The sequence below is a fragment of the Phytomonospora sp. NPDC050363 genome (assembly GCF_040655735.1).
GTDB lineage: Bacteria > Actinomycetota > Actinomycetes > Mycobacteriales > Micromonosporaceae > Phytomonospora.
In genome coordinates this window covers 161,559-177,579 of record NZ_JBFAKK010000010.1, presented here as the reverse complement: position 1 = coordinate 177,579, position 16,021 = coordinate 161,559, and the positions used below count along the sequence as shown (strand labels likewise).

The 16,021-nt window shown below is 71.4% G+C and carries 10 protein-coding genes; 5 read left to right on the top strand and 5 right to left on the bottom strand.

Annotated features, from left to right (window positions below; translation table 11 throughout):
- The first annotated feature begins 33 nt into the window (after positions 1-33).
- From AB0I28_RS26065 to AB0I28_RS26055, 3 genes are all read left to right on the top strand, one after another.
- The gene (locus tag AB0I28_RS26065; RefSeq protein ID WP_357497531.1) at positions 34-942 is read left to right on the top strand and encodes a peptidylprolyl isomerase; all 909 of its coding nucleotides are present in this window, start codon (positions 34-36) and stop codon (positions 940-942) included.
- Between the two features lie 102 nt (positions 943-1,044).
- Positions 1,045-1,734: a nucleotidyltransferase domain-containing protein gene (locus tag AB0I28_RS26060; protein ID WP_357497529.1), complete on the top strand. Its 690-nt coding sequence runs from the start codon at positions 1,045-1,047 to the stop codon at positions 1,732-1,734.
- Positions 1,731-2,495: a nucleotidyltransferase domain-containing protein gene (locus AB0I28_RS26055; protein ID WP_357497527.1), complete on the top strand. Its 765-nt coding sequence runs from the start codon at positions 1,731-1,733 to the stop codon at positions 2,493-2,495. Before AB0I28_RS26060 ends, AB0I28_RS26055 begins: the two co-directional genes overlap by 4 nt.
- A 4-nt stretch (positions 2,496-2,499) precedes the next feature.
- On the opposite strand, the gene AB0I28_RS26050 is transcribed toward AB0I28_RS26055, so the two are convergent.
- Positions 2,500-4,878, bottom strand: a complete 2,379-nt coding sequence (locus AB0I28_RS26050) for a bifunctional (p)ppGpp synthetase/guanosine-3',5'-bis(diphosphate) 3'-pyrophosphohydrolase (RefSeq protein ID WP_357497525.1) — start codon at positions 4,876-4,878, stop codon at positions 2,500-2,502.
- Positions 4,879-5,106: 228 nt separating this feature from the next.
- Between AB0I28_RS26050 and AB0I28_RS26045 the strand changes: the two genes are divergently transcribed.
- A complete protein-coding gene (locus AB0I28_RS26045) occupies positions 5,107-6,012 on the top strand; it encodes an ion transporter (RefSeq protein ID WP_357497523.1) in 906 nt (301 codons plus the stop codon).
- 69 nt (positions 6,013-6,081) lie between these two features.
- On the opposite strand, the gene AB0I28_RS26040 is transcribed toward AB0I28_RS26045, so the two are convergent.
- The gene (locus tag AB0I28_RS26040; RefSeq protein WP_357497521.1) at positions 6,082-7,551 is read right to left on the bottom strand and encodes a glutamate synthase subunit beta; all 1,470 of its coding nucleotides are present in this window, start codon (positions 7,549-7,551) and stop codon (positions 6,082-6,084) included.
- Between the two features lie 69 nt (positions 7,552-7,620).
- Entirely contained in the window at positions 7,621-12,153 is a 4,533-nt protein-coding gene (gene gltB, locus AB0I28_RS26035) for a glutamate synthase large subunit (protein WP_357497519.1), read from the bottom strand.
- Between the two features lie 251 nt (positions 12,154-12,404).
- Here gltB and AB0I28_RS26030 point away from each other — a divergent pair, with 251 nt between their 5' ends.
- On the top strand, positions 12,405-12,902 hold the full coding sequence (locus tag AB0I28_RS26030; RefSeq protein WP_357497517.1) for a hypothetical protein: 498 nt from the start codon (positions 12,405-12,407) through the stop codon (positions 12,900-12,902).
- A 57-nt stretch (positions 12,903-12,959) separates the two neighbouring features.
- Here AB0I28_RS26030 and AB0I28_RS26025 read toward each other — a convergent pair whose 3' ends face one another.
- Together AB0I28_RS26025 and AB0I28_RS26020 are read right to left on the bottom strand one after the other, a co-directional pair.
- The gene (locus AB0I28_RS26025) at positions 12,960-14,969 is read right to left on the bottom strand and encodes an iron ABC transporter permease (RefSeq protein ID WP_357497515.1); all 2,010 of its coding nucleotides are present in this window, start codon (positions 14,967-14,969) and stop codon (positions 12,960-12,962) included.
- Between the two features lie 79 nt (positions 14,970-15,048).
- Complete coding sequence (locus AB0I28_RS26020; RefSeq protein ID WP_357497514.1) at positions 15,049-16,020, bottom strand: iron-siderophore ABC transporter substrate-binding protein; 972 nt, start codon at positions 16,018-16,020, stop codon at positions 15,049-15,051.
- Position 16,021: the final 1 nt, after the last annotated feature.

The following is a 16,021-nucleotide window of genomic DNA, read 5'->3' as shown; positions in this document are numbered from 1 at the left end:
TCCACTCGGCCAACACACACTTAGGAGTGAAGGGTGCCTTCAGCCCGGGACAAGCGCGCTGCCGCACGTGCGCGCCTTGAACAGCTCATGGCCGAGAAGGCCACTGCGGCGCGCAAGCGCCGCAAGATCCAGGTCACGGCGGCGACCGCGCTCGCGGTCGTCATCGTCCTGGGGCTCGGCACGCTCCTCGCGGTCACGCTCCTCAACAAGGACGACGACTCGACCGGCACCAACACTGCGTCGGGCAACTGCACGTACACCCCGCAGGCCATCGACGGCAGCAACCCCAACATGGTCGCCACCGGTACCCCTGAGGCCCAGCAGCCCGACGCCGGTACGCAGGACTTCACCATGCAGACCAACCACGGTGACGTCACCTTCCAGATGGACCTGACGGCCGCGCCCTGCACCTCGGGCGCCTTCGCGTTCCTCGCGGGGCAGAACTACTACACCGACAGCGTCTGCCACCGGCTGACCACCTCGGGCCTGTTCGTCCTCCAGTGCGGCGACCCGTCCGGCACCGGCATGGGCGGCCCCGCCTTCTCCATCCCGGACGAGAACCTCCCCACCCCGGACGAGACCGGCACCGGCGACTACCCGGCCGGCACCGTCGCGATGGCCGAGGGCCAGGGCCAGGATCCCGGCAGCCAGTTCTTCATCGTCTACAAGGACACCAAGCTGCCCGCCGACTACACCCGCGTCGGCTTCGTGACCAAGGGCCTCGACGTCGTCGAGGACATCGCCAAGAAGGGCGTCAACGGCGAGGACCCCGGCGCCAACGGTCCCGAGGACGGTCCGCCGAAGGAGCCGGTGACCGTCGAGGGCACCTCCGTCGGCGACCCCGACCCGGCCGGCGTCCCGGCCAACCCGTGGTCGGTCCCCGCCGACGGCACCAGCGGCGACCCGAGCACCAAGCCCGACGACGAGCCCAGCGACGGCTAGCGCTCACGCGTCACGAAAGGCCGGCGACCCCGAGGGGTCGCCGGCCTTTCGCGTTCCGGCCGACCCGTACCGCCGGTCGCGAGCCGCAAGTACGCTGCCCCGATGGATCCGCACCGCCTTGTCGAGGAACACACCGTCTACGCCTGCGTGGTCGGTTCCCGCGCCTACGGGCTCGCCCGTGAGGGCAGCGACGTCGACCGGCGCGGCGTCTACCTCGCGCCGACGCCTCTCTACTGGCGCTTCGACAAGCCGCCGACCCACGTCGACGGCCCCGGCGAGGAGCGGTTCTCCTGGGAGCTGGAGCGCTGCTGCGAGCTGGCCCTGGTGGCCAACCCCACCGTGCTGGAGTGCCTCTGGTCCCCCGTCGTCGAGCGGGTGACGCCCGTCGGCGAACGGCTGCTGGCGATCCGCAGGGCCTTTCTGTCGACCCGTGTGGCGCAGACCTTCGGGTCCTACTCGCTGGCGCAGTTCCACAGACTGACGGCCAGGCGCGAGCGCGACGGGACCGTCAAGTGGAAGCAGGCGATGCACATGCTGCGGCTGCTGCGCGCGGGCGCGCACGTCCTGGCCACCGGCGAGGTGCTCGTCGACGTCGGCGACGAGCGCGAACAGCTGCTCGCGGTACGCGACGGGCTGGTCGACTGGGACGAGGTGGTCGCGTGGATGGAGCGCCTGCGCGGGGAGCTGGAGACCGCGGCCGAGGCGACGCGCCTGCCCGCCGAGCCCGACCGGGACGCCGTCGAGGCCTTCCTGGTCGAGGCCCGCGCCGAGAGTGCGAGGGTGGACGTATGACGCTGACAGTGCCCGACTGGGCCGGGGAGACCGTCGCCGAGGTGCCGTGTCCGGTGGTGTTCGCGACGGTGAGCGGCGCGCACCTCTACGGGTTCCCGTCGGCCGACTCCGACGTGGATCTGCGCGGCGTCCACCTCCTCGGGCTGCGCCAGGTCGTCGGTCTGCGCACCGGGCCGCAGACGCTGACGCGCGGCGGGATCCGCGACGGCGTCGAGCTGGACGTGGTGACGCACGACCTGGCGAAGTTCGCGCGGCTCATGCTCAAACCCAACGGCTACGTCCTCGAACAGCTCACGTCGCCGCTGGTCATCGCGACCGGCGAGACACACGAGGAGCTCAAGGCCCTGGCCCCCGACTGCGTCACGCGCGGCCACGAGCGGCACTACGAGGGCTTCGCGCGCGGGCAGTGGGAGCTGTTCGGGCGCACCGGTGAGCTCAAGCCGCTCCTCTACGCCTTCCGGGTGCTCCTGACGGGTGTCCACCTCATGCGCACGGGCGAGATCGAGGCGAATCTGACCCGCCTCGAAGGCGGCCCCGGCTACCTCGGCGAGCTCATCGAGGCCAAGCGCTCGGCCGAGCACGGTGGGCTGGGCGAGATCGTGTCGAGGGAGAAGGTCGAGGCGGACGTGGCGGCGCTGCGGGTCGCGCTGGTGGAGGCCGCGGCGGGCAGCCGTCTGCGCGGTGAGCTCGCCGAGGCGACGGTCGCGGCGATGGACGACCTGGTCGTCCGCCGGCGGCTGGAGCCACCCGCGGACGCCTGAGGTCCTATCCCCCGCTCGACGTGACGCGGTAGGCGTCGTAGACGCCCTCGACGCGGCGTACGACGCGCAGCAGGTGCCCGAGGTGCTTGGGGTCGGCCATCTCGAAGGTGAAGCGGCTGACGGCCACGCGGTCGCGGGTGGTGGTGACGGTCGCCGAGAGGATGTTGACCTTCTCCTCGGACAGGACCTTCGTGACGTCGGCGAGCAGCCGGTGCCGGTCGAGGGCCTCGACCTGGATGGCGACCAGGAAGGTCGAGTCGGACGAGGGCCGCCAGCTCACGTCGACGAGCCGTTCGGGCTGGTCGAGGAGGTCGTCGGCGTTCTCGCAGTCGACGCGGTGGACGCTGATGGCGCCGGCGCGGGTCACGAAGCCGAGGATCTCGTCGCCGGGCACCGGGGTGCAGCAGCGGGCGAGTTTGATCGGCACGTTGGAGTCCTCGACCCCGGCGGCGACGACGCCGGTGTCGTGGGTCTTGCCGCGCTCGCGGGGGCCGGGTTTGGTCGGGACGGCCGTCTCGGCGATGTCCTCGACGGCGCCCTCGGTGCCGCCGTAGGAGGCGACCAGGCGCTGTACGACGGTCTGCGCGGAGAGCTGGTTCTCGCCGACGGCGGCGTAGAGCGCGGTGACGTCGGAGAGGTGCTGTTCGCGGGCGATGGCGGTGAGGCCGTCGGTGGTGAGCATCCGCTGGAGCGGGAGACCCTGCTTGCGCATGGCCCGGGTGATGAGGTCCTTGCCCTGCTCGATGGCCTCGTCGCGGCGTTCGCGGTTGAAGTACTGGCGGATCTTGGTGCGGGCGCGTGGCGAGCGGACGAAGCCGAGCCAGTCCTGCGAGGGGCCGGCGGTCTCCGACTTCGAGGTGAAGATCTCCACGACGTCGCCGTTGACCAGCTGCGACTCCAGGGGGACGAGTTTCCCGTTGACGCGGGCGCCGATGCAGCGTTGTCCGACCTCGGTGTGCACGGCGTAGGCGAAGTCGACGGGCGTCGCGCCCTTCGGCAGGGCGATGACGTCGCCCTTGGGCGTGAAGACGTAGGCCTCGGAGCTGGACAGGTCGAAGCGCAGCGCGTCGAGGAACTCGCTGGGGTCGGCGGCCTCGCGCTGCCAGTCCAGGAGCTGCCGGAGCCAGGCCATCTCGTCGATGTGGGCCGGTGGGCCGACGATCGTCGCGCCCTTGGTCTCCTTGTACTTCCAGTGCGCGGCGATGCCGTACTCGGCGGTGCGGTGCATCGCCCAGGTGCGGATCTGCATCTCGACGGGCTTGCCGGTCGGACCGATCACCGTGGTGTGCAGCGACTGGTACATGTTGAACTTCGGCATCGCGATGAAGTCCTTGAACCGGCCGGGTACCGGCTGCCAGTTCGCGTGGATCACGCCGAGCGCGGCGTAGCAGTCGCGCAGGGAGTCGACGAGGATGCGGATGCCGACGAGGTCGTATATGTCGGAGAAGTCGCGGCCGCGCACGATCATCTTCTGGTAGATCGAGTACAGGTGCTTCGGCCTGCCGGACACCATCGCCTTGACCTTCGCGGCGCGCAGGTCGGCGTTCACCTTGTCGGTGACGCGCGCCAGCAGCATCTCGCGCTGGGGGGTGTGCTCGGCGACCAGTCGTGCGATCTCGCTGTAGCGCTTGGGGTACAGCGTCGCGAAGGACAGGTCCTCCAGCTCCCACTTGATGGTGTTCATACCGAGCCGGTGGGCCAGCGGCGCCAGGATTTCGAGCGTCTCGCGCGCCTTCTGCTCCTGCTTGGGGCGCGGCAGGAAGGTCAGGGTGCGCATGTTGTGGAGGCGGTCGGCGAGCTTGATGACCAGGACTCGCGGGTCCTTGGCCATCGCGACGACCATCTTGCGGATCGTCTCGGCCTTGGCCGCGTCGCCGAGTTTGACTTTGTCGAGCTTGGTGACGCCGTCGACGAGGAGCGCGACCTCGCCGCCGAAGTCCTTCTCCATCTGCTCAAGGGTGTAGTCGGTGTCCTCGACGGTGTCGTGCAGCAGGGCCGCGATCAGCGTCGTGGTGTCCATGCCCAGCTCGGCGAGCACGGAGGCGACGGCGAGCGGGTGGGTGATGTAGGGGTCGCCGGACTTGCGGTACTGGCCGTTGTGCCAGTAGGCGGCGGTGTCGTAGGCGCGCTGGAGGAGCTTGACGTCGGTGCGCGGGTGGCTGGCCCGGTGCGTGGCGACGAGAGGTTCGAGGACCTCCGACACCTGCTGCGCCTGCCAGGGCGCGTTGAAGCGCGCGAGGCGGGCTCGGACGCGTCTGCCGGTGGGCGCACCGCCGAGACCGCTCGCCTCGACCGGTGCGGGCCGGGAGGGGACGGGCGCTGCCGTCGCCGGTTCCCCGGCGGACTGGCCGTTGGACGAGCCGGGCGCAACGTCGTTGGCCACCGCTGCTCCTGTCGCAGGCATGGGAGATCAGGTCAAAGGCCAATGTTAGCCGTCCGCCTCGAAGCGCTTGGTGCTTGGCACCGCTTCGAGGAGTTGCGGACCCTTCGACCCGAAAGGGACGCGCCGGGCGCGCACGACCGGGAGAGACGGAATGATTTCGTACAGTGACGAAATGCTGGATTTCTCACCTGATGTCAGATTCGCGACGGCCGGGTGGGTGATCGCGTGGTGAGCGAGGCGCCCACCGCCGCGAGCCTTCCGGACGTGTGCCGCAAGGTCGCCACCTCGGGGTGGTTCCAGACCCTGACGAGCGCGGCGATCGTCGGCAACGCCGTCACCCTGGGTCTGGCGACCTATCCGGCGAAACGCGAGAGCATGGGAGGCACGCTCGAACTGCTCGACACGGTCTTCATCGGCTTCTTCGTCGTGGAGCTGGTCATCCGCATCGTCGCGCACGGCAGGAATCCCGGGGGCTTCTTCCGGGACGGCTGGAACGTGTTCGACTTCCTCGTGGTCACCGCCGCGTTCATCCCCGGGATCCGCGAGAACATCACGCTGCTGAGGCTGGCACGGCTGGCCCGGGTGCTGCGGCTGATCCGCGTCTTCCCGACGCTGCGGATCATCGTCGTCGCGGTGGGGCGCAGCCTGCCCGGCGCGCTCGGCCTCTTCGCGGTCGCCGGGGTGGTGCTGTACCTGTACGGGATGGTCGGCTGGCTGATGTTCGCCGACACCTATCCCGAGCAGTTCGGGACCATCGGCCAGGCCGCCCTGACGCTGTTCCTGCTGCTCACCCTCGAAGGCCTCGGCGACCTGGTGCGCGAGGGCCTGGTGGTGTCGCCGTGGAGCCTCGCCTACTACGTCACCTTCGTCCTGTTCGGCGCGTTCGTGCTGGTCAACATCCTCATCGGCGTCGTGCTCAACTCGATGGAGGAGGCACGGCGCATGGAGGCCGAGGAGGACGAGAAGGCGATGCCGTCCGACCCGGTCGTCGACCGCCTCGACGCGCTCCACGCGACGATCGTGTCGATGCGGCAGCCGGAGGCCGATCGCCCCTGTCCGGAGCCCTGCTGCGTGGCGGTGCGGTCCCGTGAGCGCCAGGCCGAGCACGTCGGCGCCGACCACCTGATGCACTGAGACCTCGACCGAGAGGGCGACGGCCGGGGATCCTCGCGATCCCCGGCCGTCGCCCTCTCGTCGCTCAGATCAGGCCGTCAGCGGCTGCGCGTCGCTCTCGACAGGAGCGGGCAGCGCCACCTCTCCGCCCAGGAAGGCGTGGATCGAGGCGGCGGCGGCACGGCCCTCGGCGATCGCCCACACGATCAGCGAGGCACCCCGGTGGGCGTCGCCGGCGACGAACACGCCGGGAGTCTCGGTCTGCCAGTCGCTGCCGCAGTCGATGTTGCCCCGCCGGGTGCGCGAGACGCCCAGCTGCGAAAGCAGCACCTGGTCCTCGGTGCCCTCGAAACCGATCGCCAGCAGCACCAGGTCGGCGGGTACGACCCGCTCGGTTCCCGGCACGGGACGGATGTCGCGACGGCCGCCGGACTTGTCGACGACGACCTCGCTGATCCGCAGCCCCGTGACGCGCCCCTGGTCGTCCCCGGTGAACTCGGAGGCCGAGACCGCGAAGACGCGCTCGGTGCCCTCCTCGTGCGCCGGGTAGGACCGCAGGATCGCGGGCCACGTCGGCCACGGATCGCGGCCCGCGTCGCGCTCACCGGGCGGCTCGGGGTACAGGTCGAGCTGGGTCACCGACCTGGCGCCCTGGCGGTGCGCCGTGCCCACGCAGTCGGCGCCGGTGTCACCGCCCCCGATCACGATCACGTCCTTGCCGCGCGCGTCGATCGGAGCGAACGGCGCCCGCCCGGCCACGACCCGGTTGGCGCCGACGAGGTGCGGCATCGCCAGGTGGATCCCGGTGAACTCGCGGCCGGTCAGGTCGGTGTCGCGGCCCTGGAGGGCCCCGACGGCCAGCAGCACGGCGTCGTGGCGGCGGCGCAGCTGCCCGACCGACACGTCGACGCCGACCTCGCAACTCGTCACGAACTGCACGCCCTCGGCCTTCAACTGGGCGAGGCGGCGGTCGATGTGCCGCTTCTCCAGCTTGAAGTCGGGGATGCCGTAGCGCAGGAGCCCGCCGACGGCGTCGTCGCGCTCGTAGACGGTCACCGCGTGGCCCGCGCGGGCGAGCTGCTGAGCGGCGGCCAGGCCCGCCGGGCCCGAGCCGACCACGGCGACCGACTTGCCGGTCATGTCCAGCGGCGGCTGGGGAACGACCGTCCCGTCGGCGAAGGCACGGTCGATGATGTCGACCTCGATCTGCTTGATCGACACCGGGTCGTCGTTGATGCCGAGGACGCAGGCGGCCTCGCACGGCGCCGGGCACAGCCGGCCGGTGAACTCGGGGAAGTTGTTGGTCGCGTGCAGCTGGGCGCCGGCCTGGCCTGTGCGGCCGGTGCGCATCAGGTCGTTCCACTCCGGGATCCGGTTGCCCAGCGGACAGCCGCTGTGGCAGAACGGGATGCCGCAGTCCATGCAGCGCGTCGCCTGCTCGCGGGTGACCTGCGTGTCACCGGGCTCGTAGACCTCGCGCCAGTCGAGAAGACGCAGCGGCACCGGGCGCTTCTTGGCGGTGGCGCGGCCGTGCTTGAGGAAACCGTTCGGATCAGGCATCGGTCACTCCGCCTTCCTGTGTCGATCGGGCGCCCGGGAACGGGCTTCGCTGAACTCGTGGGGTACCGGTCATGACGCGGTCACCACCGCGGAGGCCTCCAGCTCGCTCTTCTCCTCCAGCTGCGCGAGCACCGCCTTGTAGTCGCGCGAGATGACCTTCGTGAAACCGGCCGCCGCGCGCGGCCAGTCGGCGAGCAGCGCGGCCGCGACCGCCGAGTCGGTCTCCCGTTCGTGACGCAGCAGGAGCTTGCCGATGACGTCGATGTCGGCGGCGCCCACCGGGTCGAGGTCGACCAGCTCGGCGTTGACCTTGCCCGGGTCGAGGCGGTGCACGTAGGCCACACCGCCCGACATGCCGGCCGCGAAGTTGCGCCCGGTCGGGCCGAGGATGAGCACGGTTCCACCGGTCATGTACTCGCAGCCGTGGTCGCCGACGCCCTCGACGACGGCGAGCGCGCCGGAGTTTCGGACCGCGAAGCGCTCGCCGACCTGGCCGCGCATGTAGAGCTCGCCGCCGGTGGCGCCGTAGAGGACGGTGTTGCCGGCGATGATGTTCTCCTCGGCGGCGAACGGTGCCGAGGAGTCGGGGCGCACGACGATCCGGCCGCCGGACAGGCCCTTGGCGACGTAGTCGTTGGCCTCTCCGAACAGGCGCAGGGTGACGCCGCTGGCGGTGAAGGCGCCGAAGGACTGCCCGGCCGTTCCGTGCAGGTGCGCGACGATGGTGTCGTCGGGCAGGGTGTCGCGGTGGCGGCGGGTCACCTCGCCCGACAGCATCGCGCCGACCGAGCGGTCGGTGTTGCGGATCGGGAGGTTCACGGTGACCGGTTCGCGGTTCTCCAGGGCCGGTTCGGCGGCGGCGATGAGCCGGTGGCCGAGGGTCCCGTCGAGGTCGTGCCGCTGGCCGATGAGGCGGCGGCGGGGGCCTTCGACGGGGGTGGCCAGGATCGGCCGCAGGTCGAGGTCGCCGGCCTTGGTGTGTCCGAGGACGGGCGCGACGTCGAGGAGTTCGACCTGGCCGACCGCCTCGTCGATGCTGCGCAGACCGAGCGAGGCGAGCAGTTCGCGGACCTCCTCGGCGATGTAGCGGAAGAAGTTCTCCACGAACTCCGGCGTGCCGGTGTACTTGGCGCGCAGGGCGGGGTTCTGGGTGGCCACGCCCACCGGGCAGGTGTCGAGGTGGCAGACGCGCATCATGATGCAGCCGGTGACGATGAGCGGCGCGGTGGCGAAGCCGTACTCCTCGGCGCCGAGCAGGGCGGCGACGAGCACGTCGCGGCCGGTCTTCATCTGCCCGTCGACCTGAACGACCACGCGGTCGCGCAGGCCGTTGCGGATCAGCGTCTGCTGCGTCTCGGCCAGCCCGATCTCCCACGGCGTTCCCGCGTGCTTGATGGAGTTCGCCGGCGCCGCGCCGGTCCCGCCGTCGTGGCCGGAGATCAGCACGACGTCGGCGTGCGCCTTGACCACGCCCGCCGCGACCGTGCCGACGCCCGCCTCGGAGACGAGTTTGACGTGGATGCGGGCGCGCCGGTTGGCGTGTTTGAGGTCGTAGATGAGCTGCGCGAGGTCCTCGATCGAGTAGATGTCGTGGTGCGGGGGCGGCGAGATGAGCCCGACGCCGGGCGTGGAGTGCCGGGTCTTGGCGATCCACGGGTGCACCTTGTTGCCGGGCAGCTGGCCGCCCTCGCCGGGCTTGGCGCCCTGGGCCATCTTGATCTGGATGTCGTCGGCGTTGACCAGGTACTCGCTGGTGACCCCGAAGCGGCCGGAGGCGACCTGCTTGACGGCGCTGCGGCGCAGGGGGTCGTAGAGGCGGTCGACGTCCTCGCCGCCCTCACCGCTGTTGGAGCGCCCGCCGAGGCGGTTCATGGCGATGGCGAGCGTCTCGTGGGCCTCGGCCGAGATCGCGCCGTAGGACATCGCGCCGGTGTTGAAGCGCTTGACGATCGACTCGACCGACTCGACCTCGTCGATGGCGACCGGTTCGCGGTCGCCGACGCGCAGCCCGAACAGGCCGCGCAGGGAGCCGCTGTCGGCGGCGAGCGCGTCGACCTTGGCGGTGTAGCGCTTGAAGACCTCGTACTGGCCCGAGCGGGTGGAGTGCTGGAGGAGGAACACCGTCTCGGGGTTGAAGAGGTGGACCTCGCCCTCGCGGCGCCACTGGTAGTCGCCGCCGGGTTCGAGGAGTTCGATGCCGTCGGCGGTGGCCTCGTCGGCGGCGACCATCTCGTAGGCGGCGCGGTGGCGGGCGGCGACCTCGCCGGCGAGGACCGAGAGGTCGGCTCCGCCGAGGCGGGAGTCGGTGCCGGTGAAGTAGCGGGCGACGAAGTCGCGGTCGAGGCCGAGGGCTTCGAAGACCTGGGCGCCGCAGTAGGACGACACGGTGGAGATGCCCATCTTCGACATCACCTTGAGCACGCCCTTGCCGAGGGCCTTGACGTAGTTGGCGATCGCCTCGTGGGGCTTCTGGCCGGGCAGCGCGCCGGTGGTGATGAGGTCTTCGATGGACTCGAAGGCCAGGTAGGGGTTGACCGCGGCGGCGCCGTAGCCGAGCAGGACGGCGACGTGGTGGACGGTCCGCGCGTCGCCGGCCTCGACGACGAGGGCGACCTGGGTGCGGGTCTGTTCGCGGACGAGGTGCTGGTGGACGGCGGCGGTCAGCAGGAGCGCCGGGATGGGCGCGAGGTCGGCGGTGGAGTCGCGGTCGGAGAGGACGAGGATGCGCACGCCGTCCTCGATGGCCTCCGACACGTGCCGGCAGATCTCGATGAGGCGGTCGCGGACGCCTTCGGCGCCGTCGCGGACGCGGTAGAGGCCGGAGACGCGCACGGCCTTGAAGCCGGGCAGGTCGCCGTCGTCGTCGATGGAGAGGATCTTGGCGAGGTCGTCGTTGTCGATGACCGGGTAGGGCAGCTGGATCTGGCGGCAGTTGGCCGGGCCCGGGTCGAGGAGGTTGTGCTCGGGGCCGATGGTGGTGGACACGCTGGTGACCAGTTCCTCGCGGATGGCGTCCAGCGGGGGGTTGGTGACCTGCGCGAAGAGCTGCGCGAAGTAGTCGTAGAGCAGCTTGGGGCGCTTCGACAGGGCCGCGATGGGCGTGTCGGTGCCCATGGACACGACCGGCTCGGCGCCGTCGCGGGCCATCGGTGCCAGCAGCAGCCGCAGTTCCTCGTCGGTGTAGCCGAAGGTGCGCTGGCGGCGCAGGACCGAGTCGTGGGTGTAGACGACGTGCTCGCGCTCGGGCAGTTCCTCAAGGTGGATCAGGCCGGCGTGGAGCCAGTCGGTGTAGGGCTGCTCGGCGGCCAGGTCGGCCTTGATCTGGTCATCGTCGAGGACCTGGCCGGCCTCGGTGTCGACCAGGAACATGCGGCCGGGGCGCAGGCGGCCCTTCTGCACGATCGTCGCCGGGTCGAGGTCGACGACGCCCGCCTCGCTGGCGAGGACGACCAGGTCGTCCGCGGTGCGGCACCACCGCGCCGGGCGAAGGCCGTTGCGGTCGAGGACGGCGCCGATCTGGGTCCCGTCGGTGAAGGCCACGCAGGCCGGTCCGTCCCAGGGCTCCATGAGGCTGGCGTGGTACTGGTAGAACGCGCGGCGCTTGGGGTCCATCCCGTCGTCGCTCTCCCACGCCTCGGGGATCATCATCAGCATCGAGTGCGGCAGGGAGCGTCCCGACAGGTGCAGCAGTTCGACGACCTCGTCGAAGCTCGCCGAGTCGGAGGCGCCGGGCGTGACGATCGGGTAGAGGCGCTTGATGCGGCCGGGCAGGAGCCTGCTGTCGAGCAGGGCCTCGCGGGCGCTCATCCAGTTGCGGTTGCCGCGGATGGTGTTGATCTCGCCGTTGTGGGCGACCATCCGGTAGGGGTGCGCCAGCGGCCACGAGGGGAAGGTGTTGGTGGAGAAGCGGCTGTGCACGACCGCGATCGCCGACTCCAGGGTCGGGTCGGTCAGGTCGGGGTAGAACACGCCCAGCTGCTCGGGCGTGAGCATGCCCTTATAGACGATCGTGCGCGACGACAGCGAGGGGAAGGCGACCTCGATGCGGCGCTCGCGGGTCTCGCGTTCGGCCTGCTTGCGCACGCAGAAGGCGACCCGGTCGAGTTCGAGGCCGGACAGGGCGCGGCCGTCGGCGAGGCGGCCGGCCGAGATGAAGACCTGCGCGATGGCGGGCATGGCGTCGCGCGCGGCGGGGCCGAGGCCGTCGGCGACGACCGGGACGTCGCGCCAGCCGAGCAGGACGGCGCCTTCGGTGATGACGTACTTCTCGACGATGCGCATCACCTGGGACGCCAGCTCGGGGTCCTGGGGCAAGAAGACCATGCCGGTGGCGTAGGAGCCCTCGGGCGGCAGGTCGAAGTCGACGACGTCGCGGTAGAAGCGGTCGGGGATCTGGAGCATGATCCCGGCGCCGTCGCCGCTGTCGGGGTCGGCGCCGCTGGCGCCGCGGTGCTCCATGCGGCACAGGGCCGAAAGGCCGCTGTCGACGATGCGGTGGGACCGTCGCCCGCGCACGTCCACGACGAATGCGACGCCGCACGCGTCGTGCTCGTACGCCGGGCGGTACAGGTCGCGGTGTTCAACGGTATGAGTCAACGCCACGGGCCTCCTTGTCGTCGCGATCGCGGATCAGTACCGCGTGAGTAGTCGGGACGACAATGGCCCGGAATTCGTAACCGATCGGCAACGTAGATCTTGCGCTGCGGTGATATCGGTCCGGCAAGTGTAGGGGATGTTCGGTGTTGATCTCCACCAGCTCCCACCAGGTGGTGGAGGTGTCGCATGCACGTACTACGCTCGCTAGCGCCCCAGGCCGCGACAACGCGGTTACCCCTTTAGGAGAACAGAGTCACATGGCACAGCAACCACCCCCCGGTAACTACCCGCCTCCCTCGGGCGGTCAGTACCCCCCTCCCGGCGGCCAGCCGGGTCAGCCCGGTCAGCCGCAGGGCGGTTTCCCGCCTCCCGCGCCTGGCGCTCCCCAGGGCGGTTTCCCGCCTCCGGCCCCGCCCGCCAAGAAGGGCGCCGGCGGCAAGATCGCGGCCGTCGTCGGTGTCGTGGTCGTCATCGGCATCGTCCTGGTCCTGAAGTTCGGCATCAGTGCCCTCTTCGGCGACAGCGCGCTCGACGCGAAGACCGGTGACTGCCTCACCAACACCGCCGACGCCAACGACACCGAGGTCGTCGACTGCTCCGACGCGAGCGCGTACTACACCGTCACCTCGGTCGACAACGCTCCCGGCTCGGACCAGACCCAGTGGTGCATGGGCGACGAGCAGGCGACCACCACCCTCTCCGAGGGCGAGAGCCTCACCAATCCCGACGTTGTCTACTGCCTCGTCGAGAAGTAAGCCGCACGCGATCGGCGGTCTCCTCCCGGAGGCCGCCGATCCGTTCGTCCGGGGGCCCTAGCCGCGCCGTCCGCGCAGCAGCCAGATCAGGTAGGGCGCCCCGATGAGCGCGGTCACGATCCCCACCGGGATCCCGCGCGGCGCCAGCAGCGAACGCCCGATCGCGTCGGCGACGACGAGCAGGGTCGCCCCGAACAGCGCCGAGACGGGCACCAGGCGCCGGTAGTCGGTGCCGGCGACCTTCCTTGCCAGGTGCGGCGCCACGAGGCCCACGAAACCCACGGCGCCGATCGCGCCCGCCGTCAGCGCGGCCAGCACCGCCCCGCCGGTGAGCACCAGTACACGAGTGCGACCGAGGCCCAGGCCCAGCGAGCGCGGCAGGTCCTCCCCCAGCGCGAGCATGTTCAGGGGCCTCGCCGACCACACCAGCGCCGCCACGATCACCAGTCCCGGGACCAGCCACCAGACCTGGTCCTCACCACGGGCGTACGAGCTCCCCGACAGCCACACCAGTGCCGCCGAGATGTTCATGTGGGCGCGGACGGCAAGGAGGTTGACCAGGGCCATGCCGGTGGCGGCCACGCCGATGCCGACGAGGATGACGCGCGTGGGGTCGAGGTGCCCGCCTTTCGAGCGGGCGGCGAGCAGGACGAGGCCGAGGGCGAGGACACCGCCGACCATCGCCAGGATCGGCACGGCCTCGGCCGGCGCTCCGGGCGCCAGCGTGATCAGGGCGACCGCGCCGACGGCGGCGCCGCCGGTGATGCCGAGCAGCTGCGGTTCGGCCAGCGGGTTGCGCACGACGGCCTGCACGGAGGAGCCGGCCGCGGCGAGCATGGCGCCGGCCAGGGCGGCGACCAGGATGCGCGGCACCCGCGAACCGAGGATGTCGCGGGCGAGGTCGTCGGCGTTCCAGGGCGCGAAGGCCGCCCAGGCGATGTCGACCTCGCCGACCCGCAGCGCGAGCACGAACGCGGCGATCAGGACGAGCGTGCCGCCGGTGAGGAGCGCGACGTAGGCGCGCCTGCTCATGGGGCCGCGGACGGCGACGGCCGCGCCGCCGCCCTCGTCGCCGGTGACGATCTTGCGGGCCAGGAGGATGAAGACCGGTCCGCCGAGCAGCGCGGCCAGGATCCCCACGGGGAGTTCGCCGGCACCGGCCGAGGGCGGGGCGATCAGGCGCGCGGCGACGTCGGCGGCCAGGAGGAGGGCGGCCCCGATGATGCCGGCGAAGGGGATGAGCCACACGTGCGGGCGCAGGCCGACGCGGCGGACGGCGATGGGCGCGAGGAGGCCGACGAAGCTGATGGGCCCGGCGACGGTGACGGCCGCCGCGGCGCACAGGACGGCCAGGCCAAGCGCGGCGAGTCGGATGCGGCCGACGGGCACGCCCATCGCCTCGGCGGCGTCGTCGCCGAGGCGGAGGAGGTCGAGGGGCCGGGCGAGGGCGAAGGCGGCCGCGACGGCCAGGACGACGACGGCGCCGACGACCGACGGCTTCGTCATCGTGTTCTGCACGAGGGTGCCCTTGCCCCAGAAGAAGAGCTGCCCGGCGAGGGGCTCGTTGAGCAGGAGCAGCAGCGCGGCGACCGAGGCGGCGGCGAAGGTGACGGCCGATCCGGCGAGGAGGACCCGGCCGGGAGTGCGGGGGCCGCGCGAGGTGAGCATCCAGACGATCGCCATGGCCGCCACGCCTCCGCCGAAGGCCGCCAGGCCTCCCGAGAGCAGAGCGAGACCCGGCAGGACCGGAACGGCCACGGTCACCACGACCACGCCGAGGTAGGCGCCGGCGTTCACGCCGAGTGTGTCGGAGGAGGCCAGCGGGTTGCGGGTGACGCCCTGGACGAGGACGCCGGCGACGCCGAGCGCGACGCCGGCGACGAGCCCGGCCAGCAGCCTCGGCAGCCGCGACCCGAGCAGGACGGCCTCGGTCAGCTCACCGGCGGCGCCCTGGCCGATGTGGACCAGCGCGACGCCGGCGAGGACCAGGAGCGCGGCGGCGCCCCAGAGCAGGCGTCGCCGCAGCTGGGGATGCCCGGGATGGGTCGTCGCGGGAAGGGTGCTCACGTGGCGTCACCTGTGTCGGCGGGTCGGGGCGGGGAACAAGGGCGCGGCCGCCCGGGTGCGGGCGGCCGCGCCGGTCGCGTCAGGAGGTGAGGGCCTTGACGGTCTCGTCGAGCAGCTGACCGCAGGAGAGCGGGCCGCCGAAGAACCACGTGCCCGGGTCGAGCGCCTCGACATTGCCGCCCTTGACGAAGCCGAGGTCGGTCCACAGCTCGTTGTCGGCGAGGTCGCCGGTCACCGGGTTGTCGGCGTCGGAGGCGACGTAGAGGAAGCTCGCGTCGTCGGGGACGGCGGTGAGGCCCTCGACGGTCACGGTGGTCATGCCCCACGCGTCGGGTTCACCGGTCCAGGCGTTGGCCACACCGGTCTTCCCGACCACCTCGCCCGCCAGGGACTTGCCGGTCATCATCCGGAACTGCGCGGCGCCCTCGGTGGTGAAGACCTGCGACAGCGCGAAGGGCGCACCGGCCTTGCCGGCCGCGGCGATGGCCTCGGTGGCGGTGGCGATCTCGGTGTCGAGAGCGGTGAGGACCTTCTCGGCCTCGGTGGGCTTGCCCGTGGCCAGGCCCATCTGCTCGACGATGAAGCGCATGCCGGCGAACTGGCCGCCCTCGTACTTGGTGTAGTTGTAGGTCGCCAGCGGCGCGATCCCGGCGAGGGCGTCGCGGTTGGCGGTGGCCCGGTCCTCGTCGGTGATGATCAGGTCGGGCTGGAGCGCGCGGATCTCCTCGATGCTCGGCTCTTGGCGCGTGCCGACGTCCTTGACGCCCTCGGGAACGCGCGGGCCGGCGGTCACCCAGGTGTCGTAGCCCTCGATGTCGGCGACCCCGACGGGCGTGACGCCGATGGCCAGCAGGTCCTCGACGTAGGTCCACTCCAGCGCCACGATCTTGGTGGCGGGCTTGTCGAGGGAGACCTCGCCGGCGGTGGTGGTGAGCGTGATCGCGCCGCCCTTGTCGTCGTTGTCGCTGCCGCCGTCGGCGGTCTTGCCGCTGCACGCGGCCAGACCGAGGGCGAGGGCGGCCACCGCGACCGCGCCGAGGAACTTGCGCATT

Coding starts and splice junctions, on each gene's coding strand:
- AB0I28_RS26055 (WP_357497527.1), top strand. CDS start 1,731: ATGACGCTGACAGTGCCCGACTGGGCCGGGGAGACCGTCGCCGAGGTG.
- AB0I28_RS26040 (WP_357497521.1), bottom strand. CDS start 7,551: ATGCCTGATCCGAACGGTTTCCTCAAGCACGGCCGCGCCACCGCCAAG.
- AB0I28_RS26060 (WP_357497529.1), top strand. CDS start 1,045: ATGGATCCGCACCGCCTTGTCGAGGAACACACCGTCTACGCCTGCGTG.
- AB0I28_RS26020 (WP_357497514.1), bottom strand. CDS start 16,020: ATGCGCAAGTTCCTCGGCGCGGTCGCGGTGGCCGCCCTCGCCCTCGGT.
- AB0I28_RS26030 (WP_357497517.1), top strand. CDS start 12,405: ATGGCACAGCAACCACCCCCCGGTAACTACCCGCCTCCCTCGGGCGGT.